The organism is Carboxydothermus hydrogenoformans Z-2901, assembly GCF_000012865.1.
In the GTDB taxonomy this organism is placed as follows: domain Bacteria; phylum Bacillota; class Z-2901; order Carboxydothermales; family Carboxydothermaceae; genus Carboxydothermus; species Carboxydothermus hydrogenoformans.
Genome location: NC_007503.1, coordinates 46,148 through 71,885 on the forward strand (window position 1 = coordinate 46,148; position 25,738 = coordinate 71,885).

25 protein-coding genes and 1 pseudogene are annotated in these 25,738 nt (G+C 40.2%); 23 read left to right on the forward strand and 3 right to left on the reverse strand.

Features of this window, described 5'->3' with window-relative positions; all coding sequences use genetic code 11:
- Window positions 1-16: 16 nt before the first annotated feature.
- Window positions 17-1,129 (forward strand): S1C family serine protease, encoded by a 1,113-nt coding sequence (locus tag CHY_RS00270; RefSeq protein WP_011343005.1) that lies wholly within the window; start codon window positions 17-19, stop codon window positions 1,127-1,129.
- 60 nt (window positions 1,130-1,189) lie between these two features.
- On the forward strand, window positions 1,190-1,669 hold the full coding sequence (gene rlmH, locus CHY_RS00275) for a 23S rRNA (pseudouridine(1915)-N(3))-methyltransferase RlmH (RefSeq protein WP_011343006.1): 480 nt from the start codon (window positions 1,190-1,192) through the stop codon (window positions 1,667-1,669).
- Between the two features lie 369 nt (window positions 1,670-2,038).
- Here rlmH and CHY_RS00280 read toward each other — a convergent pair whose 3' ends face one another.
- The gene (locus tag CHY_RS00280) at window positions 2,039-2,947 is read right to left on the reverse strand and encodes a LysR family transcriptional regulator (protein ID WP_011343007.1); all 909 of its coding nucleotides are present in this window, start codon (window positions 2,945-2,947) and stop codon (window positions 2,039-2,041) included.
- A gap of 370 nt (window positions 2,948-3,317) precedes the next feature.
- Here CHY_RS00280 and CHY_RS00285 point away from each other — a divergent pair, with 370 nt between their 5' ends.
- From CHY_RS00285 to CHY_RS00350, 14 genes are all read left to right on the forward strand, one after another.
- Complete coding sequence (locus CHY_RS00285; protein WP_011343008.1) at window positions 3,318-4,718, forward strand: anion permease; 1,401 nt, start codon at window positions 3,318-3,320, stop codon at window positions 4,716-4,718.
- Between the two features lie 111 nt (window positions 4,719-4,829).
- Window positions 4,830-5,675, forward strand: a complete 846-nt coding sequence (locus tag CHY_RS00290; protein ID WP_011343009.1) for a fumarate hydratase — start codon at window positions 4,830-4,832, stop codon at window positions 5,673-5,675.
- A 23-nt stretch (window positions 5,676-5,698) separates the two neighbouring features.
- Window positions 5,699-6,253: a Fe-S-containing hydro-lyase gene (locus CHY_RS00295; RefSeq protein WP_011343010.1), complete on the forward strand. Its 555-nt coding sequence runs from the start codon at window positions 5,699-5,701 to the stop codon at window positions 6,251-6,253.
- A gap of 4 nt (window positions 6,254-6,257) precedes the next feature.
- Window positions 6,258-7,967 (forward strand): FAD-binding protein, encoded by a 1,710-nt coding sequence (locus tag CHY_RS00300; RefSeq protein ID WP_011343011.1) that lies wholly within the window; start codon window positions 6,258-6,260, stop codon window positions 7,965-7,967.
- Window positions 7,968-8,921 carry a succinate dehydrogenase/fumarate reductase iron-sulfur subunit gene (locus CHY_RS00305; RefSeq protein WP_011343012.1) on the forward strand — a complete coding sequence of 318 codons (954 nt, stop codon included), beginning with the start codon at window positions 7,968-7,970 and terminating at the stop codon, window positions 8,919-8,921.
- Window positions 8,922-9,046: 125 nt separating this feature from the next.
- Window positions 9,047-9,910, forward strand: a complete 864-nt coding sequence (locus tag CHY_RS00310) for a CoB--CoM heterodisulfide reductase iron-sulfur subunit B family protein (protein ID WP_011343013.1) — start codon at window positions 9,047-9,049, stop codon at window positions 9,908-9,910.
- A 118-nt stretch (window positions 9,911-10,028) separates the two neighbouring features.
- Entirely contained in the window at window positions 10,029-11,285 is a 1,257-nt protein-coding gene (larA, locus tag CHY_RS00315; RefSeq protein ID WP_011343014.1) for a nickel-dependent lactate racemase, read from the forward strand.
- A 232-nt stretch (window positions 11,286-11,517) separates the two neighbouring features.
- A complete protein-coding gene (locus CHY_RS00320) occupies window positions 11,518-12,786 on the forward strand; it encodes a D-serine ammonia-lyase (protein WP_011343015.1) in 1,269 nt (422 codons plus the stop codon).
- 101 nt (window positions 12,787-12,887) lie between these two features.
- Window positions 12,888-14,249 carry a sodium-dependent transporter gene (locus CHY_RS00325; RefSeq protein WP_011343016.1) on the forward strand — a complete coding sequence of 454 codons (1,362 nt, stop codon included), beginning with the start codon at window positions 12,888-12,890 and terminating at the stop codon, window positions 14,247-14,249.
- A 324-nt stretch (window positions 14,250-14,573) separates the two neighbouring features.
- Window positions 14,574-15,026 (forward strand): type VII toxin-antitoxin system MntA family adenylyltransferase antitoxin, encoded by a 453-nt coding sequence (gene mntA / locus CHY_RS00330; protein ID WP_011343017.1) that lies wholly within the window; start codon window positions 14,574-14,576, stop codon window positions 15,024-15,026.
- Window positions 15,010-15,453 carry a type VII toxin-antitoxin system HepT family RNase toxin gene (hepT, locus tag CHY_RS00335; RefSeq protein ID WP_420827297.1) on the forward strand — a complete coding sequence of 148 codons (444 nt, stop codon included), beginning with the start codon at window positions 15,010-15,012 and terminating at the stop codon, window positions 15,451-15,453. The genes mntA and hepT overlap by 17 nt, the downstream gene beginning before the upstream one ends.
- Window positions 15,454-15,713: 260 nt before the next feature.
- Window positions 15,714-16,076: a P-II family nitrogen regulator gene (locus CHY_RS00340; protein ID WP_011343020.1), complete on the forward strand. Its 363-nt coding sequence runs from the start codon at window positions 15,714-15,716 to the stop codon at window positions 16,074-16,076.
- Window positions 16,073-17,389, forward strand: a complete 1,317-nt coding sequence (locus CHY_RS00345; RefSeq protein ID WP_011343021.1) for an ammonium transporter — start codon at window positions 16,073-16,075, stop codon at window positions 17,387-17,389. Before CHY_RS00340 ends, CHY_RS00345 begins: the two co-directional genes overlap by 4 nt.
- A 147-nt stretch (window positions 17,390-17,536) precedes the next feature.
- Entirely contained in the window at window positions 17,537-18,706 is a 1,170-nt protein-coding gene (locus tag CHY_RS00350) for an EAL domain-containing protein (RefSeq protein ID WP_011343022.1), read from the forward strand.
- Between the two features lie 47 nt (window positions 18,707-18,753).
- On the opposite strand, the gene CHY_RS00355 is transcribed toward CHY_RS00350, so the two are convergent.
- Entirely contained in the window at window positions 18,754-20,208 is a 1,455-nt protein-coding gene (locus tag CHY_RS00355) for an alanine/glycine:cation symporter family protein (protein ID WP_011343023.1), read from the reverse strand.
- Between the two features lie 355 nt (window positions 20,209-20,563).
- Here CHY_RS00355 and CHY_RS00360 point away from each other — a divergent pair, with 355 nt between their 5' ends.
- The 7 genes and pseudogenes from CHY_RS00360 to CHY_RS00385 all read left to right on the forward strand — a co-directional run bounded on the left by CHY_RS00360 (window position 20,564) and on the right by CHY_RS00385 (window position 25,114).
- Window positions 20,564-21,658 carry a PfkB family carbohydrate kinase gene (locus CHY_RS00360; RefSeq protein ID WP_011343024.1) on the forward strand — a complete coding sequence of 365 codons (1,095 nt, stop codon included), beginning with the start codon at window positions 20,564-20,566 and terminating at the stop codon, window positions 21,656-21,658.
- A complete protein-coding gene (locus CHY_RS00365; RefSeq protein ID WP_011343025.1) occupies window positions 21,655-22,569 on the forward strand; it encodes a pseudouridine-5'-phosphate glycosidase in 915 nt (304 codons plus the stop codon). The genes CHY_RS00360 and CHY_RS00365 overlap by 4 nt, the downstream gene beginning before the upstream one ends.
- Before the next feature lie 79 nt (window positions 22,570-22,648).
- A complete protein-coding gene (locus CHY_RS00370) occupies window positions 22,649-23,113 on the forward strand; it encodes a GyrI-like domain-containing protein (protein WP_011343026.1) in 465 nt (154 codons plus the stop codon).
- Window positions 23,114-23,131: 18 nt separating this feature from the next.
- Window positions 23,132-23,947 (forward strand): amidohydrolase family protein, encoded by an 816-nt coding sequence (locus CHY_RS00375; RefSeq protein WP_226986714.1) that lies wholly within the window; start codon window positions 23,132-23,134, stop codon window positions 23,945-23,947.
- 65 nt (window positions 23,948-24,012) lie between these two features.
- On the forward strand, window positions 24,013-24,441 hold the full coding sequence (locus CHY_RS13335) for a nucleotidyltransferase domain-containing protein (protein ID WP_011343028.1): 429 nt from the start codon (window positions 24,013-24,015) through the stop codon (window positions 24,439-24,441).
- Window positions 24,381-24,672: pseudogene (locus CHY_RS13435) on the forward strand (HEPN domain-containing protein). The gene CHY_RS13335 and the pseudogene CHY_RS13435 overlap by 61 nt, the downstream one beginning before the upstream one ends.
- Entirely contained in the window at window positions 24,665-25,114 is a 450-nt protein-coding gene (locus CHY_RS00385; RefSeq protein ID WP_011343030.1) for a universal stress protein, read from the forward strand. The pseudogene CHY_RS13435 and the gene CHY_RS00385 overlap by 8 nt, the downstream one beginning before the upstream one ends.
- Before the next feature lie 44 nt (window positions 25,115-25,158).
- Here CHY_RS00385 and CHY_RS12515 read toward each other — a convergent pair whose 3' ends face one another.
- Window positions 25,159-25,719 carry a Crp/Fnr family transcriptional regulator gene (locus CHY_RS12515; RefSeq protein ID WP_226986762.1) on the reverse strand — a complete coding sequence of 187 codons (561 nt, stop codon included), beginning with the start codon at window positions 25,717-25,719 and terminating at the stop codon, window positions 25,159-25,161.
- Window positions 25,720-25,738: the final 19 nt, after the last annotated feature.

Genomic DNA, 25,738 nt, shown 5'->3' on the forward strand with positions numbered 1-25,738 from the left:
AGCGGGGTTGTGTGGTATGTACTATTATTACAGCAATCAGGATAAAAAACCGTCATTTTTAAGCTATGTCTTGGTTTCCCTAATTTCAGCTATTATCGGTGGCCTTTTAGTGGTAATGTTTGTACCAGGCCTGGTGAAAGGAAATGTATCAACTACCGGGACTATAGAGAAAAGGGTTATTTATGAGGATAAAAGCCCGGTAGTTACGGTAGCCGAAGAAGTAGGGCCAGCGGTGGTGGGAATTTCCAACAAAGTAACATTTCAGGCCGGGGATGTACCTCATAATAATGTAGAACAGGCTACCGGTTCAGGAGTTATCATTGATGCCAGAGGTTACATTGTCACCAATGAGCATGTTATTCGCAATGCTACTGATTTAACGGTAACGCTGGCAAACGGAAAACAATTCCCGGCGAAAATAGTGGGAAAGGATCCCCGAACGGACCTGGCGGTAATAAAAATTGATCCCGGCAACGAAAAGCTCACGGTTGCCCGCTGGGGGGATTCGGATAAAATAAAAGTAGGGGAGCTGGCGGTAGCCATAGGAAACCCTTTAAGCCTTGATTTTGCGAGAACCGTTACTGCCGGTATAATTTCGGCGAAAAACCGTATTTTAAACATGGACGGCCAGCAGTACGAGCTGATTCAGACCGATGCGGCGATAAACCCCGGAAACTCCGGCGGAGCCTTAGTAAATGCTGCCGGTGAAGTAATAGGCATTAACTCCATTAAAATTTCCCTGTCGGGAGTTGAAGGTTTAGGCTTTGCCATTCCGAGCAATATCGCTAAGCCTATCGTTGAAGAGCTCATTAAAAACGGTAAGGTCATTCGCCCCTGGATGGGGATTGAAGGACAAACCATTGACGAAGAATTTGCTCAGTATAAGGGCTTAAAGCAGAAAAGCGGTGTGTATGTAGCCCGGGTAGTAAAAGACGGACCGTCGGCGAAAGCAGGTTTAAAAGATAACGATATTATCATCGAATTTGACGGGGTAAAAATCGAGAAGTTTGAAGATTTAAGGAATGCCGTTTTAAAACACAAAGTCGGTGACGAAGTAAAAGTGAAAGTATTGCGGGGCGATAAAGAAATGACCTTTAAAGTTAAACTTGGCGAAATGCCGGCGGAGTAAGGGATGGTACCGGCAACCTGTGACTTTTGCGACCTTATACCCGTTTATCTGGTGGTGTAAATGGAAATTACAATTGTTGCGGTTGGCAAAATCAAAGAAAGGTATTTAAAAGAGGGGATAGCCGAGTATTTAAAACGGCTATCCCCTTATGCCCGTTTAGCGGTAATTGAGGTGGACGATGAAAACGCTCCGGAAAACCTATCGCCGGCGGAAGCCGAAAAGGTAGTAAAAAAGGAAGGGGAGCGAATTTTAGCTAAAATTACCCCTTCTTCTTTTGTTATTGCCCTTGATCTTAAAGGAAAAAATCTCTCATCTGAAGAGTTTGCCCATTTTATTTCGGAAAAGAATCTTTATGGGCAAAGTAAGCTTACTTTTATTATCGGCGGCTCTCTTGGCCTTTCCCGTGAGGTCCTGGAACGGGCGGATTTTAAGCTTTCTTTTGGCAGGATGACCTATCCCCACCAGCTGATGCGCTTAATCCTTTTAGAGCAGATCTACCGGGCCTTTAAAATAATCCGGGGCGAGCCTTATCATAAGTGATAAAGACAAAAATCTAGATAAAATAAAAAATATAACAAGATTTGGGTTTCTTCCAACTCCCCATGGTTTAACAGGGATAATTTTGAAAGGGGAGTTAACCCCTCTTATCCTTCATAAGAAACCGTAACAGTTACTCGGGTTGCTGCTCGACTTTGCCCTATCATCCTGAAATGTAAAAGATTTAAAGAATTGCCATTTTATTAAGTTGAAAATCATTTACAAAAATAAAGTTTAATTCCAATTCCCCTGCCGTTTTGGCAGGGGATTTTTTATGCCTTAATCGTTAGTATGTTTTGTAGGTTGTAAAGAAGCATTTTATTTTTATTGGGAATCTACAGGCAATGCTGTTCTTCAGCCCTTAGATTTAATTTAAGTTTCTAAATTAATGATTTCTGCAAATTCTTTTGACTTAGTGTAGTTTTGGACGAAACCAATGAAAGCTTGAGCAGCCCGTGATAGGCATCGATCTTTTTGCCAGGCTAAACCGATAGTTATGTTCATTGGTTCTTCTAATTGGATACTGACAATTTTATCCCATTTTTTTGTTATTCCATTCATTAAAAAAGTAATTCCCAAGCCATTACTAACCAATTCTTTTATCGTTTCAATTTGGCATGAGGAAAGGAGAATATTTGGAGAAAACCCGTAATAGTTGCAGAGGGCGATAATTTTATGACGAGTGTAGGAATCCTCTTTTAATAAGATAAATTGTTCATCTTCTAATTGGCGCAAACTTATTCTTTTTTCCTGACTAAATCTATGATTTTCAGATACACAAAGAACAATTTGGTCTTTGGTTATGGGCAACATACAGAGATTTTCACTTTGCTCTGGAAGAATGATAAGACCCAAGTCAAGTTCTCCATTTTCAAGTAAAGATACCATAGCCCAGGAACCTTCTTCGCGTACATGCAATTCCAAGTGGGGGTAAGCGTTTTTAAAACCTTTGAAAATTTTAGGAAAAAGGTAAGCTCCGATCATTGGGGGGATTCCAAGTTTAATAACACCTTTTTTATAATTTTTTAAATCTTCAAGCTCGGATTGGGCTTTTTTTACATCCTTTAGTATTTTTTCTACATGTTGAAGAAACAGCTTGCCCTCGTCGGTTAGAACAACTTTCCGTTTACTACGATCGAAAAGTTGGACTTTTAGTTCTTGTTCAAGATTATTTATTGCAATTGTGATGGATGGTTGAGCAACATGAAGTTGTTCAGCAGCACGAGTAAAGCTGTTAAGTTTGCTAACAGCATAAAAATACTCTAATTGTCGGAATTCCATTTGTTTCACCTCTTTTAAGATGCCACTAAAAAAGAATCCAGTTAATAAGTGAAAAAAATAACAAATTATGTTAATCAATTTCGTCATCTAATTATTTCGAATATTAGTATACCAATTATGTTAAAAAAAATCAATCAAATAAGAGCAAGAGCTGTTTATATACTCGAATCAGCAGAAATAGATAATATAAATAAAGTTATTTAAAAAAAATATTAATTACTTAGGAAAGACTAAATAATAAATAGAAAATATTAGAAATTTTCCCTTAAGAAAGGATAAAATATATAGTGAAATGTGAATCATTTCACACACCCGTTGGGCCCAATGGGAATGGAAAATTAAAAATTTTTAAAAGGAGAGAGTGAATTGTATGAATAAAAAAATTCGCGCATTGCTAACCTGTGCTGTAGGTTTAGCAATTTGGTTTTCCCCAATACCGACAGGCTTAGATCCCAAAGCTTGGCACTTGTTAGCGATTTTTGTGGCGACAATTATAGGTTTTATCTTGCAGCCTCTACCAATTGGCGCAATAGCTTTTATTAGTGTCACATTATCAGCTCTTACTGGGATTTTAGATGCCAAAGCTGCATTGGCGGGGTTTGCAAATTCCACAATTTGGCTGATTGTTTCTGCTTTTATATTTGCTATAGGTTTTGTTAAAACCGGTTTGGGATTACGAATAGCCTATTATTTAATCCGCTTATTAGGCGATAGTACTTTAAAGTTGGGGTACACATTGGTATTAAGCGATTTAATTATAAGTCCTGCCACACCTTCTAATACGGCCCGGGCGGGGGGAGTATTATTCCCGATTGTACGGAGTCTTGCCGAGGCTTTTGGCTCTAAACCTGGGGAGTCCCCTCGCAAAGTGGGTGCATACCTTATGCAAACAGCATATCAAGGTAATGCTATTACTTCAGCCATGTTTTTAACTTCGATGGCTGGTAACCCGCTTATTGCACTTCTTGCTTTGAAAACTCTCAAGATAGACATTACTTGGAATCTGTGGGCTAAAGCAGCAATTGTACCTGGAATAATTTCAATCTTAGTAATTCCTTACTTGCTTTATAAAATTTACCCACCAGAAATCAAGAAAACACCTGAAGCTAAAGAAATTGCGGCTAAGGAACTGGTTAAAATGGGACCTATGAAATTTGAAGAAAAAGTATTAGCTATTGTATTTATTGGGGCTCTAATCTTATGGGCTACCTCCCAATATACCAAAATTGATGCTACTATTGTAGCAATGTTAGGCGTTTCTGCCATGCTAGTAGCAAAAGTTATTGATTGGAAAGATGTTCTGGCTGAAAAAGGAGCATGGGATACCTTAGTGTGGATGGGTGTGTTAGTAGCACTAGCTGGTAATCTTTCTGAGCTAGGTTTTATTCCCTGGTTTGCGAAAAACGTAGGGAATATGATTTCTGGAATTTCATGGTTCTGGGCGTTCGTTATTCTTCTGGTAGTTTACCTTTATGCTCATTATGGATTTGCTAGCTTAACTGCTCATATTACTGCAATGTATGCTGCTTTTGCTTCTGTTGCAGTGGCAGCCGGTGCACCACCTTATCTTGTAGCACTATCTTTAGCCTTTATGTCTAATTTGTGTATGTCTTTGACCCATTATGCTGCAGGTCCATCCCCGATTTATTTTGGTGCAGGCTATGTTGATCAGGGAACATGGTGGAAACTTGGTTTTATTGTTTCTATAGTAAACCTGTTTATCTGGGTTGGTATCGGAGCAGTATGGTGGAAAGCCCTTGGACTCTGGTAAAGTTGCTTATATTACACCACTGGATCAGTTAGTTCACTGGTCCGGTGGTGTAAAAATTCTCATAAATGTGTTTTTTACTTCTAAATTTGGAAAAAGGAAAGGGGTAAGAGGATGCGTATCATTGAAGCAGCTCAAATTACGGAAGCTGTTGCTCAGCTTGCAATTAAAGCTAATTATTATTTAAATCCTGACCTGTATGAAGCGCTGGTTAAAGGTCGGGAAATGGAAGAATCGCCAATAGGTAAAGAGATTTTTGAAATATTGATAAAAAATGCTGAAATTGCTAGGGAAGAGGAAATGGCAATTTGTCAAGATACTGGCATGGCAGTTGTGTTTATGGAAATTGGCCAAGATGTTCATATAGTAGGGGGAAATCTTGAGGACGCCGTTAATGCAGGTGTGGCAAAGGGGTATTTAGAAGGGTATTTACGAAAATCTGTCGTAGAGGAGCCATTATTTAACCGAGTTAACACTAAGAATAACACTCCAGCTGTAATTCATGTGTCAATTGTTCCTGGTGACAAAGTTAAAATAGTGCTTGCTCCTAAAGGTTTTGGTAGTGAGAATATGAGCGCACTTAGAATGTTTAAACCGTCTGATGGTATTGAAGCTATTAAGAAGTTTGTTGTTGATACTGTAGTCAATGCTGGTTCAAATCCTTGTCCACCTATAGTAATTGGAATAGGAATTGGCGGTACAATGGAAAAAGCTGCTCTTTTAGCGAAAAAAGCCTTGATTCGTCCGCTTAATATACGGAATTCTCATCCACAGTATGCTGCTTTAGAGCAAGAATTACTTGAATTAGTGAATAACACTGGTATTGGACCTCAGGGGTTAGGTGGACGGATAACAGCATTGGCAGTAAATATTGAGTGGTTCCCAACCCACATTGCAGGTTTGCCAGTGGCAATTAATATAAATTGTCACGCCACCAGGCATGCTGAAATCGAACTTTAAAGACTCTATAAGGGGGAAAAAAGATGAAAGAGCCTATCCGTATTACACTTCCTTTAACTGAAGAAAAGGTGCGTAGTCTTAAAGCAGGTGATAGTGTCTTAATTACTGGTGTAGTTTATACTGGCCGGGATGCTGCTCACAAGCGCATGGTAGAAGCGTTGGACCGTGGAGAAGAACTACCTACTGATTTAAAGGATCAAGTGATTTATTATGTGGGACCAACTCCTGCAAAGCCAGGTAAACCTATAGGGTCAGCTGGGCCTACCACTAGTGGTCGGATGGATGCATATACGCCTCGACTTTTAGAAAAAGGACTAAGAGGAATGATTGGTAAAGGATACCGTTCGCCTGAAGTAATTGAGGCAATTAAAAAATATGGAGCAGTATATTTTGTTGCTATTGGGGGAGCAGCTGCATTGATTGCCAAAAGTATTAAGAGTTATGAAGTAATTGCTTACGAAGATTTAGGGCCTGAAGCACATGCCAAAATCTATGTAGAAGATTTTCCGGCGATTGTAGCTATTGATTGTGAAGGAAACAATATCTACGAAATTGGACCAAAAAAATATAAGAGGTGATTAAATGCTTAAGTACGACGTACTCGTAATAGGCAGTGGAGGAGCGGGAATGCAGGCTGCTTTAGTAGCAGCTAAGTCGGGAGAATTAAATGTTGCTCTTATGACAAAAGTGTTTCCTACGCGTTCTGCTACTTGTTGTGCCCAAGGTGGTACTAATGCAGCTCTTCGGAATGTTGATAAGTCTGATTCAATTGAAAAACATGCTTTTGACACTATAAAAGGAAGTGACTTTCTTGCAGACCAGGATGCTGTAGAATTTTTTGTTAGTTTATTACCTGAAACTATTTTGGAGCTGGATTATTTTGGAGTTCCTTTTTCCCGTCTTGAAGATGGTACAATAGCTCAGCGGCCTTTTGGGGGACAGTCTCATCCGAGAACATGCTATTCTGCAGATAAAATAGGTGCTGTAGTTTTACACACCTTATACGAACAGTGCCTAAAAAATCAGGTAAATATTCTTACTGAGTGGTTCTTATTAGATCTTGTAGTAGAAAACGAGCAAATTATTGGTGTTGTTGCTATGAATATGAAAACAGGAGATATTCATCCGATCCTGGCTAAAGCTGTTGTTTTAGCGACAGGTGGGGCTGGACGCGTTTACTGGAACCGAACCACTAACCCGTTTGCCTCCACGGGCGACGGGATGGCTGCAGCTTTTAGAGTAGGAGTTGCTTTAAAAGATCCAGAGTTTGTACAGTTTCATCCAACCGGCTTAGCTGGAACAGGGATCCTAATGTCTGAGGCTTGCCGGGGTGAAGGAGGATATCTCCTGAATAATAAAGGTGAACGGTTTATGCAACGTTATGCTCCAGAAAAAATGGAGCTTGCAACTCGTGACTTGGTTTCTCAAGCTATTGAAACTGAAATTAAAGAAGGTCGTGGATTTGGAGAAGGTATAAATGCTTATGTTCTGCTTGATTTACGTCACCTTGGACGGGAAAAAATCTTAGAACGTTTACCACAAATCCGTGAGCTTGCTATCCAGTTTGAGGGTATTGATCCTATCGAGCAGCCAATTCCTGTGCGTCCAAGTTGTCATTATAGCATGGGTGGAATAGATGTTATAGATTACAAAACTTGTGCTACGGTTGTTAAGGGATTATATGCTGCTGGAGAATGTTCTTGTATTTCAATCCATGGTGCAAACCGTTTGGGTGGCAATTCAACTGCCGAAGCTGTTGCTTTTGGTAAAGTTGCTGGCAAAGCAGCGGCAGAATATGCTCAAAATGTAGGATTTTCTTCTGAGAAAAAAGTAAGTGAGTGTGCTAAGAAATGGGAAAATGAATACAATATTGCTGTTTCGCGGACAAATGGTCCGTCGGTTGCTTCTATTCGTAGTCGTTTAGCAGAGACAATGTGGCTTAATGTTGGGGTTTTTCGCAAGGAAAAAGAAATGTTGCAGGCAGCAAAAGATGTTGATGCATTAATTGAAGAGTATAAATACTGTGTTGTTGGTGATAAAAACAGAATTTATAATACGGCGTTTACGCAGTACATCGAATTGGGTAATATGCTTACGGTTGCTAAGGCTATTGTTATAGGAGCGTTAAACCGCAGAGAAAGTCGTGGTTCGCATAAAAGAGAAGATTATCCGCAAAGAGATGATAAAAACTACTTAAAACATACAATTATTACCCTTGAAGGTTCGGAGTACAAGTTGTCGTATCGACCGGTTGTTATTACAAAATATCAACCGGCAGAGAGGAGGTACTAAATGCAAAAAGTTACTTTTAAAATAAGACGATTTGATGGGGAAAAATCATGGGTTCAGGAGTATCAATTTCCTTATCAGCCTGGGAAAACGATTCTTTGGGCATTATCTTATATAAAAGAGTCTATTGACCCAACGTTAACCTTTACCGCATCCTGCCGCCATGCTGTTTGTGGTGCGTGTGCAGTGCGGGTTAATGGGCAGGCGGTGTTGGCCTGCGAAACTTTGTTGGATAAGATGTTAGACCGTTGGGAAACTGATACTTTGCTAATTGAGCCTCTGCAGAATTTTAAAGTAATTCGCGACTTAGTGGTAGATTGGGAAACAAAAGTGGAACGACTAGCAAGGGTAAAACCATGGTTGATACCTCGCGACGAATTTAGCAAAGAAACAGGCTGTCGGCAAACGCCTGAGGAATTCAAAAAAATTAATAAAAATTCCGACTGTATTTTATGTGGTTGCTGTGCATCGGAGTGTAATAAACTTAGCAATAACGACAGTGATTTTCTTGAACCTTTTATCTTCTCTAAAGCCCAAAAATTTATCGCTGATTCTCGCGATAAAGACCCGCTTTCGCGTATAAGTACTGCCATTAATAATGGAGCCTGGAAATGCATGCATTGTCAGGAATGTGTCACCAAGTGTCCGAAAGGCTTATCTCCGGCTGATGATATTTCTTTCATTCGTCAGTTTGCAATAGCTAATGGGATTAGAAATAATCCTGGTACCCGTCATGCTAAATCATTTTTGGACGATATTCAAAAAACCGGCCGGTTAAATGAGGCGTTGATGTTTATTAAAACTGAAGGATTGTTAGGATCATTAGGTAGCATCCCAGTGGCTTTGCGCTTGGTAAGAAAGGGGAAACTACGCTTGAAGCATGTGTTGGCCAAACCTATAAAAGAAATCGAACAGGTCCGCACAATAATTAAGGTTATTACGAAAGATAAAAAATAGTTAGGAAAAATTGAATGAAAATGTCCAAAGCAGATGTTTGCAAAATCAATTAAAGAGATATAAGCAGGCTTGTAAAATATTAAAATAACAACGAGAAAACCTAAAAAAGGGGAGTAAGTACAATTATGAAATATGCATTTTTTCCTGGATGCGTTTTGCAAGGGGCAAGTGAAGAAGCGTATATAGCAACGATAAAAGTCGCAAATGCCTTAGGAATAGAATTAGTGGAAATTCCGGGGTGGACTTGTTGCGGAGGTTCCCACCTTCAGGATTACGATGGAACGGTTGCTTTAGCAGTTAATGCGAGAAATATTGCTTTGGCAGAGAAGATGAACCTGCCGATTCTTACTGTATGTAGCACTTGCACGTTAATGTTGAGGGAGGCTAAGCATAAGCTGGATAATGGTAAAACGGAGTCTATAAACCAAGCTTTGCAACAAGTTGGATTAGTTTATAAGGGGACTAGCCAAGTTACCCATTTTTTATGGGTGCTGATTAATGATTATGGGTTAGAAAGGTTAAAGAAAAAAGTTAAAAAACCGCTTAAAGGATTGAAAGTTGCGGGATATTACGGGTGTCATATTTTACGTCCTCCTCACATTATGAATTTTGAAGATTATGCAAATCCTCATTCCCTTGAAGATTTGATCAGAACCTTGGGAGCTGAACCCGTTGATTTTGATGCTCGTTTGAAATGTTGCGGTTTTCATGCGCTTTTAACTAGTAATGCTGATGCAATTAAAGCTACAGGGAAAATCAATCTTAGTGCGATTAATGCTGGTGCAGACTGCACTGTTACTCCGTGTCCTCTCTGTCAGATGCAGCTTGATATGTATCAACCAGAAGGGAAACGAGCAGTTGGTGCTAAAAAAGAGATTCCATCTTTGCATTTTACTCAACTAATAGGATTAGCCCTTGGCTTTAATGCAGAGGAGCTTGGGCTAAATCGACATATTGTAAATACTTCAGTTGTATATGCTGCTCGCTGAAACTAATATAGACGCTTATTGACACATTAAACCGCAGAATTTAAATACGTTCTGCGGTTTTTATCCAATTAGCTCATGATTGAAATCTTGGTGAAAAAGAGAAAGGGGCAATAATAAAATGATAATTGAATTAGGATTTGGTAAAGAAAAAAAACAGCTTTCAGTTAAGTCGGAAAATTTGTTAGGGGTTTTGGTACCCAATCAGGTTGAAGTTGAGCTAACCGGGAAAGAGGAAGTAATCAGAGCATTAAACAACCCTATTGATTCTCCAAAATTAAGAGAAATTGCCAAACCGGGAGAAAAAATTGCTATAATAACCAGTGATATTACCAGGCCTGTACCCAATAAAATTTTGTTGCCTCTGGTGCTTGAGGAATTATGGCAAGCGGGAGTAAAAGATGAAGATATTACAATAGTATTTGCCCTTGGGAGTCACCGTTTTCATACCGAAGAGGAAAAGATAAGTTTGGTTGGCGAAGAAATATACCATAGGATTAAGTGTATAGATAGCGATCAAAGAGATTGTGTGCGTTTAGGCTATACAAAGTTCGGAACTCCTGTAGATGTCTTTCGACCGGTTGCAGAAGCCGATCGACGGATATGCCTGGGAAATATAGAATATCATTATTTTGCCGGTTATAGTGGTGGAGCTAAGGCAATCATGCCCGGTGTCTCAAGTCGGGAAGCGATCCAGGCTAATCACAGCCGTATGGTGGAAGTAGAAGCTCATGCAGGCAATATTGCCACCAACCCAGTGCGCCAGGATATTGACGAAGTAGCTAAGTTTGTTTCCTGTGACTTTATTCTCAATGTAATCCTTAACGAACAAAAACAAATTATTAAAGCGGTAGCTGGCCATTATCTTTCTGCCCACCGAAAAGGATGTGAATTTTTAGATCAATTATATAAAGTAAAAATCAAGGAAAAAGCAGATATCGTTATTGTTTCTGCCGGAGGCTTTCCTAAAGATATCAATTTATACCAAGCGCAAAAGGCTCTGGATAATGCCAAGCATGCTGTTAAAAAAGGTGGAATAATAATATTGGTAGCAGCCTGTTCCGAGGGATTTGGTGAAAAGGTTTTTGAAGATTGGATGTTATCGGTATCTAGGCCGGAAGATTTAATTAACCGTATCAAGGAAAGATTTCAGTTAGGGGGTCATAAAGCTGCTGCAATTGCTATGGTATTACGGGAGGCTGAGATCTTTCTAGTATCGGAATTAAATCCTGATATTGTTCGCCAAATTTTTCTTACCCCTTTTACCAGTTTGGAGCAAGCCTTAGCCAGAGCATTTGAGAAAAAAGGGCCTTCAGCTAAAGTGTATGTAATTCCCTATGGGGGAGCGACTTTGCCCTATTTTGATGCAGAATGTTGATTAGGTGGTATAAAACGTATATACTTATGTTGCGTAGCCAACGTTCCTGTTTTTTCACTTTTTGAGAAGCGAAGAGGAACTCTTGTTATATCTTCGGTTTTTTGTAGATACGCCATTTAATACCATTTCCATTAATGCCAGTAAAAGCGTCTGTTTGTATCAGGTTTAAATAATGTAATTCAAACAGCAAAAAGGAAAGCTCGGACTATAACTTAACTTTTGAGGTGAAAGAATGTCCGACCTTTTAACAGGTATTAAGAATTACCAGCAGATGTTCTGGCAAAATCCCAATAAACTTTCGGCTGATGAGGCTTTGGCCAGGATTAATTTTAGTTTTGATGATATCTTCGAGGCTCAAAAGAGACTTCAAAGATTTGCCCCTCTTATAAAAAAGCTTTTCCCCGAGACGGAAAACGGGATTATCGAATCGCCGTTAGCAGAAATTCCCCGGATGAAACAGGAAATTGAAAAGCTTTACGGCGGGAAAATTCACGGCCGTCTTTTCCTAAAATGCGACAACTACTTAAAAGTAGCCGGTTCTATCAAAGCCCGGGGCGGTATTTATGAAGTGTTAAAGCATGCCGAAACCCTCTTATTAGAAAATGGACTCATTACCCTGGAGGATGATTACTCCAAAATCGCTGAGGAGCGGTTTAAAAAATTTTTCAGTAACTACAAAGTAGCGGTGGGTTCTACCGGAAATCTCGGGTTATCTATTGGAATCATGGCAGCAGCTTTAGGTTTTAAGGTAGATGTCCACATGTCCCATGATGCTAAGGAGTGGAAGAAAAAAATCCTAAGAGACCGCGGCGTAAATGTGATCGAATACCGGGAGGATTACTCTAAAGCGGTAGAAGAAGGCCGGAAAAAAGCGGCGGCGGAGAAGAACACCTATTTTATCGATGATGAAAACTCCCGGGATTTGTTTTTGGGCTATTCTGTTGCGGCTTTACGGCTAAAAGACCAGTTAACGGAGCTTGGCATTGAAGTAAATAAAGAAAACCCCCTTTTTGTCTACCTGCCTTGCGGTGTAGGTGGGGCCCCGGGAGGTATTTCCTTTGGGCTAAAAACCATCTTTAAAGACGATGTTTACTGTTATTTTGTGGAGCCCACCCATTCACCCTGCATGCTTTTGGGCTTGGTTACCCAGAAATTTTCCGCTATCCACGTAAGGGATTTTGGTCTCGATAACATTACCGAAGCGGACGGACTGGCGGTGGGGTCTCCTTCCAAGCTCGTAGCGGAAATAGCCAATATTTTAATTGACGGGATTTATACCATCGAAGATGAGGAACTTTTTAAGTTGTTAGCTCTATTAAAAGACAGCGAAAACATTAAAGTTGAGCCATCGGCAGCAGCCTCGCTAAAAGGGCCGCTTTTAGTCAATAGCAGGGCAAATGCGATCCATATTTCCTGGGCAACCGGAGGAATATTTATTCCGGAAGAGATTTACCGGGAAATGTATATGAGGGGTAAGAGTTACCTTAAAGATGTGTATTGACAAATTATAAGGTTTTATGTAGAATTATGCACGGTTTGACCGCCCAAATATTAATGGGCGTTTTCTTTTTTATTAAAATTTATGGCAGTAGGAGGAGCAGTATGGAAGGGAAAAAACGGGAAACTTTTTCTTCAAGCCTTGCGGTCTTTTTTGCAACATTGGGTTCCGCCATAGGCCTTGGGAACATCTGGAGATTTCCCTACATTACCGGCATGAACGGTGGCGGCGGCTTTCTTTTAATCTACTTTTTATGTATTTTGTTTGTGGGTATACCCATCATGATTAGTGAATTTTACATCGGAAGAAAAACTCGCAGTAACGCTGTAGGAGCTTTTAGAAAGTTAAACCATTCCAACTTTAAATTTATAGGGCTGATGGGAGTTTTAGCAGCGTTTTTAATTATGTTTTTTTACAGCTCTGTAGCAGGATGGGTTTATTCTTATGTTTTTAAAAGTATTATTGGCGAGTTTAACAATATAACCGTTGAAAAATCCAAAGAACTTTTTAACCTAACAATTTCTCATCCTTTTTATCCGATCCTTTGGCAGTTTGTTGTTCTTTTGGTTGTAGCCATAATCTTAATTTTTGGTGTGAAAAAAGGAATAGAACGGGTTACCAAAACCTTGATGCCGGTCTTATTTCTTTTAATTTTAATCATTGACATCCGGGCATTAACCTTAGATGGTGCCCGGGAAGGGGTTAACTTTTTAATTAACGTGGATTTTTCTAAAATAACCCGAGACAGTATTCTCATCGCCTTAGGCCTTGCTTTCTTTAAATTGTCCATAGGTATGGGCACGATGATCACTTACGGCAGTTACTTTACCAGGGAAAACAATATGCCTGCCACAGCGGCAAAAGTGGCCTTTTCCGATACCCTGGTATCCCTTTTAGCCGGTTTGGCTATCTTTCCGGTAGTCTTTACCTTTAACATGGAGCCGGCAGCCGGACCGGGACTTTTGTTTATCACTATTCCTTTGGTCTTTACTAAATTACCTTTGGGAACTGTTCTTTTAACTCTATTCTTTATCCTAACCTCAATTGCAGCCACTACGGCGATGATCTCCATGGTAGAAGTGCCGGTAGCTTATTTTGCCGAAGAAAAAGGTATGGAGAGAAAGAAAGCGGTGCTTTTAACTACCGCAATAATATTTGTCTTTGGGGTATTTGCTACTTTATCCCTGGGTGGAAGCCCGGTAATAAGCAACTTTAAATTATTTGGTAAAAACATCTTTGATTTATTTGATTATGTATCTTCAAACATCCTTTTACCCCTTGGTGGCTTATTTATTGCAATTTTTGTTGGCTATTTTGTAAAAAAAGAAGATTTATACCAGGAACTCGGTAACTTTGGCTTAATAAACAACCAGCGGATTATCGATGTCTTCTATCTTATTGTAAGATACGTAACCCCAATCCTGGTTATTGTAATCTTTTTAAATTCCCTGGGGCTTTTGGGGTAGGGTAGTATCGTAGCTAAAGCGGTGGAGAGAAGTTTAGACATTTACTTATATGCGTTAGGAGTAAAAGAAAACTAAACCAAAAAGGAGAATGCCCTTTGGAGGGTATTCTCCTTTAATTTTGCTTTAATTTAATGTGTTAAAGTATTCCTTTTTAAAGATAGCAAAATACTCTTTGTTTAAGTAGTTTTGTTCCCTAATTAAAATTGTGGAACTGGAGATAAGGTATCATGAGAAATAATTATAATTGCTTGGTTTTCTTATGTAAGGTAAAATAAGGAAAAGGATATTTTTGGTGGCCCGAAACTCGGGCTAGGGTGTGAAATTATGATTAAGTATAAAAAAATTGATTTTGAAAAAGTAAATAAAGTTTTCCCGGATATTGATAAAGTCTTTGCCAGGTATGGCTCTAAAATTGTAGTAGCTTATGTTTTTGGCTCGTATAGGCGGGGAGAGATTAGGCCTTTAAGCGATATTGATCTGGCAGTACTGCTGGATAGAAATCTTTCTAAGACTGAGCGGTTGGAAATACAAATCGAACTTTTAGATGATTTAATTGAATTTCTTGGGACGGAGGAGATTGATTTAGTTATTTTGAATGATGTTCCTCTCAGTATCCAGTACGGGGTTTTAAAGGATAAAAAGATTGTATATTATTCCGATAAACAAAAATTAGTTGATTTTGAAGCGGATGTGGTTTTAAAGTACTTAGATATTAAACCTCTGCGGGATGAATTTAACCGGGAGTTTATCAAAAGAGCGGGTGAATATCTTGGATGAAAAATTATTAACCCAGATAAGGTTTCTAAAAAAGTATTTAAATCTTTTAAAAGATATGGCCCAAAAGAGTAAAAAGGAATATTTAGAAGATTTTATATATAAAGGAGCTGTTGAAAGATATCTGCAGCTGGCCATTGAATGCTGTATCAATATTGGCAATAGAATTATTTCCCTCGAACAGTTTAAATATGATTTAACTCCGCCGGAAACTTATGCGGAAGTATTTGAAAAGCTTCAAAAAATCGGGTTAATAGAGGAAAACTTAAGCACAAAACTTAAAACGATGACTCAGTTTCGTAATAAACTTGTTCATGTTTACTGGGAAATTGATGATGCTGTGGTTTATGATATTTTGCAGAATAATTTAAAGGATATCGAAGAATTTTTAAAAATTGCTATAAAGTATGTTCAGAGTGAAGGGAAATAAAAGTAATTAGGATTCCGGAACTCGAAATGAAAGAACGGGTAAAAGAGAGGAATATTGTATACCTATTTCAAACCGGTTGACGGAAATGACCGCTTAGTGGCAAAATAAAGGTAGCAACGATGCAGTGCTGCATCGAGAGCGATGAAGCCTTTTGGAAAGTGTTCCAAAAGGCTTTTTAGCTTTTATAGGCAATGAAGCCTCTGGTGAAGGGTCCGGCGCCGCCCTTTATCAGGGGCTAAATTTTTTAGGAGGTGGTTTTCATGAAGAAAATTGAAGCGTTAATAAGGCCCCAGAAATTAGGGGAAGTGAAAGAGGCTCTTAATAAATTGGGTATTTCGGGTATGACGGTAACAGAAGTGGTGGGCTGCGGGCGGCAAAAAGGGCAGAAGGAAATTTACCGGGGTATTGAGTACGAGATTAATCTTTTGCCCAAGGTGAAGATTGAAATTGTTACTGTTGATGAAAAGGTGGAGGAAATTATTAAGATAATTTCCGAGAGTGCCCGAACGGGTGCAATTGGTGATGGCAAGATTTTTATTAGTGAGGTTTTAGATGCGGTCCGAATTAGAACCGGTGAACGGGGGACAGCAGCTATAACGTCACCAAAGGAGGGAGAAAGATGAAGAAGAAATTTTTATCCTTGCTTTTTGGCCTAATCCTTTTACCTAATTTATCTTTAGCCGGAGAGCCAGGGTATAACCCGGGAGATGTTACCTTTGTACTGCTTTCAGCGGCGTTGGTCTTTTTAATGACTCCGGGGCTTGCCCTGTTTTATGGTGGAATGGTACGCCGGAAAAATGTTTTAAATACGGTGGCGATGAGTTTTATTGCGATAGTGGTAGTTTCACTGCAATGGATTTTAATAGGCTATACCCTTTCTTTTGGGAATGATGTAAAAGGAATTATCGGAGATTTTTCTTACCTTGGATTAAAAAACGTAATGGGTCTTACTGTTTCTAACCTTCCCGGATACGTGTTTGTTGTTTTCCAATTAATGTTTGCCATCATAACAGCAGCTATTATTTCAGGTTCGGTGGTAGAAAGGATGAGCTTTGCTGCCTGGATCTTATTTATTGCTCTCTGGACGACATTAGTCTATGACCCCCTTGCCCATATGGTCTGGGGTGGTGGGATGCTTTTTAAGCTACCGACTTTAGATTTTGCTGGAGGAACGGTGGTGCATATAAGTTCGGGAATATCGGGCTTGGTGGCAGCACTTATATTAGGTAAAAGAAAAGAAGGGGAAAATGCTCCCTTAATGCCGCATAATTTACCGCTTACCATTTTAGGGGCGGGGCTTCTCTGGTTTGGCTGGTTTGGATTTAATGCGGGAAGTGCCCTTGCAGCCAATAATCTCGCAGCGCTGGCGTTTATTAACACCAATACTTCGGCGGTAATGGCTGCTCTGGCCTGGGCCTTAGCGGAGTGGCTCCATCGCCGGAAGGTTACGGTTTTAGGTATTGCCACCGGGGCGGTGGCTGGGCTGGTGGCGGTTACTCCGGCGGCAGGCTTTGTTACCCCAACATCTTCCGTTTTTATTGGCTTAGTCGGTGGGGTCCTGGTCTATATTGCGGTAGGCATATTAAAGGCTAAGTTTAATTATGACGATTCTTTGGATGCTTTTGGCTGTCACGGGGTAGGCGGTATCTGGGGAGCAGTTGCTACGGGCATTTTTGCCACTAAAGCGGTAAACCCGGCGGGAGCTGATGGAGTACTTTACGGAAATTTTGGTCAACTATTAAACCAGTTAGCTGGAGTAGGGTTAGCGATTGCATTAGCGGTAGTTGGAACTGTTATAATTTTAAAGTTAATCGGTATTTTCCTACCTTTGCGGGTTAAAGATGAAGCGGAAAGCATAGGCTTGGATATTACAGTTCATGGGGAAGATGCTTATAAAGATTTAATTTTTACCGGGAAGTCGGTTCCGTTTTCTTAAAAAATAAGATAATGGGCAGCTCCTGCGGGTGAAGGTAGGAAGCAGGAGCTGCTTTTTAATACAAAAATAAGTTTTTAAAATGAAACTTAACAGGGGTTAAAAATATTTGGGGATAGTTTGAATTAGAAAGGATGTGAACCTCAAAAGGTGTCTCCTACCGAAAAAATCGTACCTTTTTTTCAACCGGTGTTCTCGGTGAATACATTCAGCGTATTGGGTTACGAAGTTTTGGCTAGAAAGATAACGCCCCAGGGTATTGAGAGCCTTGGTGCGTTTTTTCATGACCCCCAGGTGCCACCAGAGAATAAGATCAAAGTTGACCGTTTTGTTCGCCGCAGGGCATTGGAACTTTTTAAGCAAAGTAACAAAAATTTGCGGCTATTTTTAAACATCCAGCCCCAGTGGCTTTATCCTTTCATAAGTAAAGAAACAAATTTTCCTACCCTGGAGTACCTTGATGAATACGGAATTAGCGCTGACCGGGTGATAATTGAAATAAGTGAAACCGAGTTTAGTGCGGACTACGAAAATCTTTCAAGGCTTATTGATAGGTACCGTAAAGCTGGGTGTCAGATAGCCGTTGATGATGTTGGTCGTGGTTTCAACAACCTGGAGAGAATTATTGCCATACGTCCGGATTTTTTGAAAGTTGATACCCAGTTGGTTAGAAGGAGTATCAAGGAAAATATGGCTCGCAATTTACTGGAAACACTGGGAAGTTTTGCAGAAAAGTCGGGACTGGGCTTAATACTTGAAGGAATTGAAAGTGCTGAGTTATTTCGCTTGGGGTTAGAAATCGGAGCCTGTTACTACCAGGGTTTCTTTATTGCCTGTCCGGCACCTCATTTGACAGAAGCTAAAGATTCCGTTAATTTCATTAAACAAGAAGTCGAAGATTATATCCGCAACGAAATCCATAAACGGAATAGCCAATACCAGAGGAACGAAGAATTAAATAAACTTATGAAAAATTTTAACTTTTCTAACATTAAACAAAGCCTCGAAGAAAAAATTAGCAATTTAATCCAATTCCTACCCGACTATTGTTTTCGGGTGTATGCATGCGACTGTTATGGCTATCAAAGGACACCAAACTTTACACGCAATTTAGGAGGTGGGTGGACAGTTTCGGGTGAATACCTTAATCGCAACTGGAGCTGGCGTCCGTACTTCTTTCGTGGAGTTACTACTGCAAGCCAGCTTGGTAGGGGGATAAGTTCTGAGCCCTACATTGACCTTGAAACTAAGCTAAAAGTATGGACATTTTGTTATGACCTGGGGGATAATCTTTACTTGTTTATTGACTGTTTAACATGACAGGTTTAATAAAAAATTAAAAGCGGGGGGAATAAACCCCCGCTTTTTTACTCACCGGCTACTTGCTTTTTACCAAATTTTTGCACCCATAAATCGGCGTTTTTAATGCCAAGTTTTATGGGATCAAATACCGGGTCAATACCTTTAGCTCTTTGCTCTTTCCAGTCTTCAAAAGCTTTTAAGGCAGGCTTCTGGAGGAGTAAAATAGCTATAAGATTTAACCAGGCCATGATGCCTACTCCGAGGTCGCCCAGCCCCCAGGCAAAAGTCGCGGTGCGGATGGTGCCGTAGAAGGTGGAGGCTAAGAGGGCAACCCTTAAAACATTAATGAATAAGCGGCTGCTGCCTTTCCGGGTAAGATAAGCGATGTTGGATTCGGCGTAGTAGTAGTATGCCATTAAAGTAGTAAAGGCAAAGAAGAACAGGGCGATAGCTACAAAGGCTGCTCCAAAGGAGGGAAAGAGCGTTTCTACAGCCCGCTGGGTGTAGCCGGGACCGATATCCATTCCCGGCAGGTTTTCGACGATAAAGCCGCCTTTTGGGTTGTAAACATTGTATTTACCGGTAATTAAAATCATAAAAGCTGTAGCGGAACAGACAAACAAAGTATCTACGTAAACCGAGAAAGCCTGTACTAAACCTTGTTTTGCCGGGTGACTTACTTCAGCAGCTGCTGCAGCGTGAGGAGCGGTACCTTGACCGGCTTCGTTGGAATAGACGCTTCGTTTTACACCCCAGAAAATAGCATAACCCAAGATTCCGGCAAAAGCCTGTTTAAGACCAAAAGCGCTTTCGAAGATGAGAGCAAGGACTCCCGGAAGTTTTTCAATATTAACGGCAATTATAATTATAGCAACCAAAATATAACCAAGAGCCATGAAAGGAACAATAAATTCTGCAGCTCTGGCAATTCTTTTGACACCGCCAAAGATAATAAGGCCTAAAAGTAAAACAAGACCAACGCCGGTGATTGCTGGAGCAACACCAAAAGCGTTGTTTATGCTGGCGGCAATACTGTTAGCCTGAACTCCGGGTAGCAGTAAGCCTGTGGCTACGATGGTAGCTACCGAGAAAATAACAGCGTACCATTTAAGTCCAAGACCTTTTTCAATATAGTAGGAAGGGCCACCGCGGTACTCGCCTTCGTGTTCTTCTTTGTAAATCTGGGCAAGAACTGCTTCGACAAAGGCAGAACCAGCACCCAAGAATGCTGTGACCCACATCCAGAAAACTGCACCGGGACCGCCCATGGCGATAGCGGTAGCTACTCCGGCGATATTACCGGTACCTACCCGTCCGGCTACGGCCATGGCGAATGCCTGGAACGATGATACACCTTTTTCCGAACTTTGGCCGCCAAAGAGAAGTTTCCACATGTCTTTGATGTACCTTACCTGGAAAAAGCGCATCCGAATTGAAAAATAAATACCTGCTAAAAGACAGAAATAGACCAGAGCTTTGCTCCAGACCAGACTGTTTAAGAAGTCCACAAGCTGCGCCATAGCTTACCTCCTTTGTTTGTGGTTTGTAAATAGTATTTGTAGGCAGCACCTAAATTATCATAACACATATTTTAATAATTTTAAATATTCAATCTTATATTAAAATTTTAATAACAATACCCGAATATGTCTTACAAGGAAAAAGATGTCAAAATATTTATTATCAAAAAATTATAAAAATTTTACAAAAAACAAGAAATATAAAAATCCAAGAACTGTATAATGTATACAACCTTTTAAAATTGTAAAAACTGGATTAAGGAACAATTAAAAAACTATTTCACATTAGAATTTTTTTTTGGTTATAATTATAAATAGATGCTTAGATATAATAAGCAAAAGCTTAGGAGGAGTTATGACCCGGCGGGAGGAAGAAATCTTAAAATTAATTCGGGAAAATCCTTTTATCAATCAAGAAGAAATAGCCCGGATCCTCGGGATTACCCGGTCCAGCGTGGGAGTGCATATCGTTAATTTGATGAAAAAAGGTAAAATTAAAGGACGGGGTTACATTCTTTCTGCCGATGAGCCGGAAGTTACCGTTGTCGGTGGGGCCAATATTGATATTTATGGCTTTCCTTATGAAAAGCTTCGCCTGCAGGATTCAAATCCGGGGAAAGTAAAAATGAACGTGGGCGGGGTTGCCAGGAATATAGCGGAAAATCTGGCTCGGCTGGGGGTAGCTACAAGACTTATTACCGCTATAGGAGATGATTTTTACGGGAAATACATTATCGAGCGCTGCCGGGACGCAGGTGTGAACATGGAAGAAATTTTAACCGTAAGTGGTGAAAGCTCTTCGGTTTATCTTGCCGTAATGGATGAAGCCGGGGATATGGCGGTGGCTGTAGCGGGGATGGATATTTTAAACCATTTAAGTTTAGATTTTCTAAAAAAGAAACTTTCAATAATAAATTCATCTCCCGTTTGCGTGGTAGATACCAATCTTCCGGTAAAAAGTTTAGAGTTTCTCTTAGATAATGCGCGAAAAACAGTATTTTTCTTGGATGGGGTATCGGTGACCAAAGCTCTTAAATTAAAAGAACTTCGAGGAACATTTTATGCGGTAAAATTAAATAAATTGGAAGCGGAAGGGGTAACCGGAGAAAACTTAAATACCGAGGCGGGGCTTTTAAAAGCGGCAAACTTTTTCCTGGATAAAGGAATCAAACAGGTTTATTTTACCCTTGGGGCCCAAGGGGTTTTTTACGCTAACACCAAGAGCCGGGGAAAAATAACATTACCACCGGTACAGCCGGTTAATACTACCGGAGCTGGCGATGCCTTTACGGCAGCGATTGTTTACAGTTATTTAAAGGGATATGATATAGATAGGGCTGCCCGCTTTGGGGCGGCTGCGGCAATTTTAACTCTTCTGGTGGAAGAAACGGTTAATCCTGAAATATCCGAAGAAAAAATTAAAAAGGAAATGGAGGTGTTGGGACTATGAATGAATATTTGGTTTTAAGTAAGGAAGTAAAAGAGGCTTTGGCTGAAGGTGTGCCGGTAGTAGCCTTGGAATCAACCATTATTGCTCATGGTATGCCGCATCCGCAAAATGTAGAGACTGCTTTAGCGGTAGAAAAGGTTGTTCGGGAAAATGAGGCCGTTCCGGCCACTATTGCGGTTATTGGCGGGAAAATAAAGGTAGGGTTGACTTGCGAGGAAATAGAGTATCTTGGAGAAAAGGGGCCGGAGGTTATAAAGGTAAGCCGCCGGGACCTGCCGTATGTGGTAGCCAAAGGGTTGGATGGGGCGACAACGGTAGCTGCAACCATGTTTATTGCTGCGATGAGCGGTATAAAAGTTTTTGCTACCGGTGGCATAGGTGGAGTTCACCGGGGAGGCGAAAAAAGCTTTGATATTTCCGCCGATTTACAGGAGCTTGCCCGGACCAATGTGGCGGTGGTGTCGGCAGGAGTAAAGTCAATTTTAGATATTGGACTTACCTTAGAATATCTTGAAACCTATGGAGTTCCGGTGATAGGTTTTGGTACCGATGAATTTCCCGCTTTTTATACGCGGAAAAGCGGCTATAAGGTGCATATTACTGCTGATACTCCAGCGGAGCTTGCGCGCATTATTAAAGTTAAGTGGGATTTAGGTTTAAAGGGAGGCGTTGTAGTGGCCAATCCGATACCTGAAGAATACTCTTTGGATTATGAAGAAATTACGCGGGCGATAGATAGTGCGGTTTTGGAAGCTGCAGAAAAAGGGGTAAGGGGAAAAGAAGTAACTCCATATTTGTTGGCGAAAGTAAAAGATATAACCGGCGGTAAAAGTTTGGAGGCTAATATTCAATTGGTTCTTAATAATGCCCGGCTTGCCGCCAAACTTGCACAAGAACTAAGTAAACTATAAAATGAACTCCATGTCCGTAACTCTATTTCGGGCATGGAGTTTTTGGTTTATAATTAGGTTAAAAGATTGGGGGAATTGGATGAAACCGGAGATAATTTTCAAACCGGGATTTTTTTTAGTGGGAATGAAATATGAAGGACGGAATGAAAAGGGAGAAATTTCAGAATTGTGGAAAAAGTTTAGCGAAAGAATTTTTGAAATTAAAAATCGGGTAAATGAGAAAGAGTGCTATGGGCTTAGTATTTATAGCGAGAAGTTTTTTGCTACCGGCGAGTTTCTTTATTTGGCGGCGGTGGAAGTAGTAAAGATAGAGGAAGTACCTGAAGAAATGGTTGCGGTAGAAGTAGATCCTGCCAAGTATGCGGTTTTTACTTTACCGGGAGAGCCGGATAAACTTCCAAAGTTAATCCACGAAATTTATTGTCGCTACTTAAAAGAAGAGGGCTTAAAGCCGGTTGGTAATTATGATTTTGAACTTTATAATGAACGGTACCCCCCGAATCAAAAAGATTCTAAAATATACTTTTTTGTGCCGGTAGAATAAGGTAAAGGTTGGGGGGCTATGATGAAAAGAAAAATTATTGACGGTCATGTTCACTTACTGCCGGATAAACTCATGCGGGCAATTTACCGGTGGTTTGAGGAAAATTTAAGCTGGGATATGCCGTTTAAGTATGATTTAGAGGGCTATCTTAATTATTTGGAGTCTCTGGGGATTTCTGAAATGATGGTTTTGGGGTATGTTCATAAACCGGAGATGAGCTGGGGATTGAACGAATGGTTAAATAATGTTAAAGAAAAGTACCCGCAGGTGAAGCCTTACTTAGCGGTACATCAAGACGATCGGGATAAGGGGAAAATGGTGCGGGAATTTTTGGGAAAGGGTTTTTTGGGAGCAAAAATTCACTGTTTTGTGCAAAAAGTTGGAGCCGATGACCTGAGATTCTTTGAAGTTTATAGGATTTTAGTTGAAGAAGGAAAAGGTTTGGTTCTTCATGGAAGCGGTATGCCGGTAAAAGCGGAGTTTATATTTCCGGAGCAGGTAGAGAAACTCCTGGAAACTTTTCCGGGAATGAAAATTATGGTTGCTCATCTTGGATTACCGGATTATTTAAATGAGTACTTGAGATTGGTAGATAAGTATCAAAACCTCTGGCTCGATACGGCCTATGTTCTGGGAAATCCTAAATTTAATAATAAGTACTTACGAAGTGTTCTTTTAAATTATACGGAAAGGATAATTTTTGGAAGCGACTTTCCGATAATGGATTATTCACCTGAATTGGCTTTGGAAGAGCTTTTTTCTTTTAACCTGGGGCGGGAGAAGGAAGATTTAATCTTGTTTAGAAATGCCGAGGAGTTTATGGGCAGGGGTTAAAAGTCTGGATTTAAGTATCTTTTCCTGGCAAATTAAGGTATAATAAAGAAAAACGAGGTGTTACGATGATACCTTTTCGGGATGAAATAGAAAAAGCGGTGAAAAAAATAGTTTTATTGTGTTCTCCTGAAGAGGTCTACCTTTTTGGTTCCTGTGCTCGAGGAGTAGCGACTTTAAGAAGTGATATTGATTTATGCGTAATAGTGAATACAAATGATAAAAGGAAACTCTTGCAAGAAATTTATTTTAATATGGACGTGGAGCGAGAGGTGGATATTGTAATTTACACTCCGGAGGAATGGTTAAGATTTAAAGACAATCCTGCTACATTACCCTATATAATTGCCCATAAGGGGGTTAAAATTTATGGTAGACACCAAGAATTATCAGGAATGGTTTTAAAAAGGCAGAAAGTGATTTTAAAGGAGCAAGGATTTTATTTGAACATGATGCTGATTTTGGGCTTGTATGTTTTCACTGTCAGCAAGCTGTAGAAAAATACCTAAAGGGGTTTTTAATTTATAAAACTGGAATATTGTATGAAGGTCATAATCTCGTAAAGCTTTGCCAAAAAGCAGCGAACTTATTATGTTGAAACACGATATCCGGCAGAAGATCCATTGATTATTACTTTAGAAGAAGTTGAAGAATGTTTGAATATCGTTGAAAGAATAAAAGGTTTTATTTTAGAAATTCTTAACCAAGAGGGTGAAAAAGGTGTTTAAAAAAATTTTAGTTGGGATTGACGGTTCAGCTAAAGGGGATAAGGCTTTGGAGATGGCAATTGGGCTTGCCAAAGAAAGTGGGGCTGAAATTCATCTTGTCCATGTAACCCCCTGGCCGATTTTGCCCAATGTTTTTCCGCCTGGGGCGATTGCCTACGTGCCGGAATCGGTGATCCAGGAGCTTACCGATGAGCTTAAAGCTAAAGCAGAAAAAACCCTTAGAGAAAGGCTTTTAAGAGTCGAAGAGGCTGGAGTTAGCGGAAAAATTAAGGTGTTAGAGGGAGAACCGGCCAGCGCTATTGTAAATTATGCCCAGGAAGAAGGGGTGGAGTTAATTGTAGTGGGCAATCGGGGGATTTCTGGGGTAAAGGAATTGCTCTTAGGAAGTGTCAGCCACAAAGTATCGCAGCTTGCCCGTTGCCCGGTGTTAATTGTAAAGTAAGATAAGGCGTTGAATAATGGAGTTGGATTAATGGCTGAAGACTGTTACAAACTTAACTGAAATATTACTTTTTTAAGGGCATCGATGTCTCGCACTAAAATGCTTCTTTTGTACACTGTAATGATTTGCTGGGCTTCAAATTCTTTCAATAAAGTAGTCAGCGTTTGTCTGGTAGCTCCAATTAGATAGGCAAGTTCTTCCCTGGTCAAACCGGTATGCACCAGAATGCCATCATGCTGATGAATGCCTCGGCTAAACGTCCACTGATATAAAAGGTTTGCCAGGCGGATTTTGGCTTCCATGAATACCAGTTGTTCGATTACGTCTAAAGAATGCTTTAACGCATCTCCCAGCACCCGAATCAAACCATACATTAAATTAGGATACCTTGCCAGCATTTTCCGAAAGGCATCTAACGGCATCAGCAACATAACCGAATCTTCAAGAGCCTGACCAAAGGCACGGGTATGTCCGCTAAAAATATCTCCTGGATCCAGTATTGTTAGGATAAACTCCTTACCGTCGGGATAAGTGAGAAAGACCTTGATTCGGCCTTTGGTAACGAGAAAAATATCGTTGGGATAGATTCCCGGGGAAAAGGCTATTTCTTTTTTTCTTTAGGTA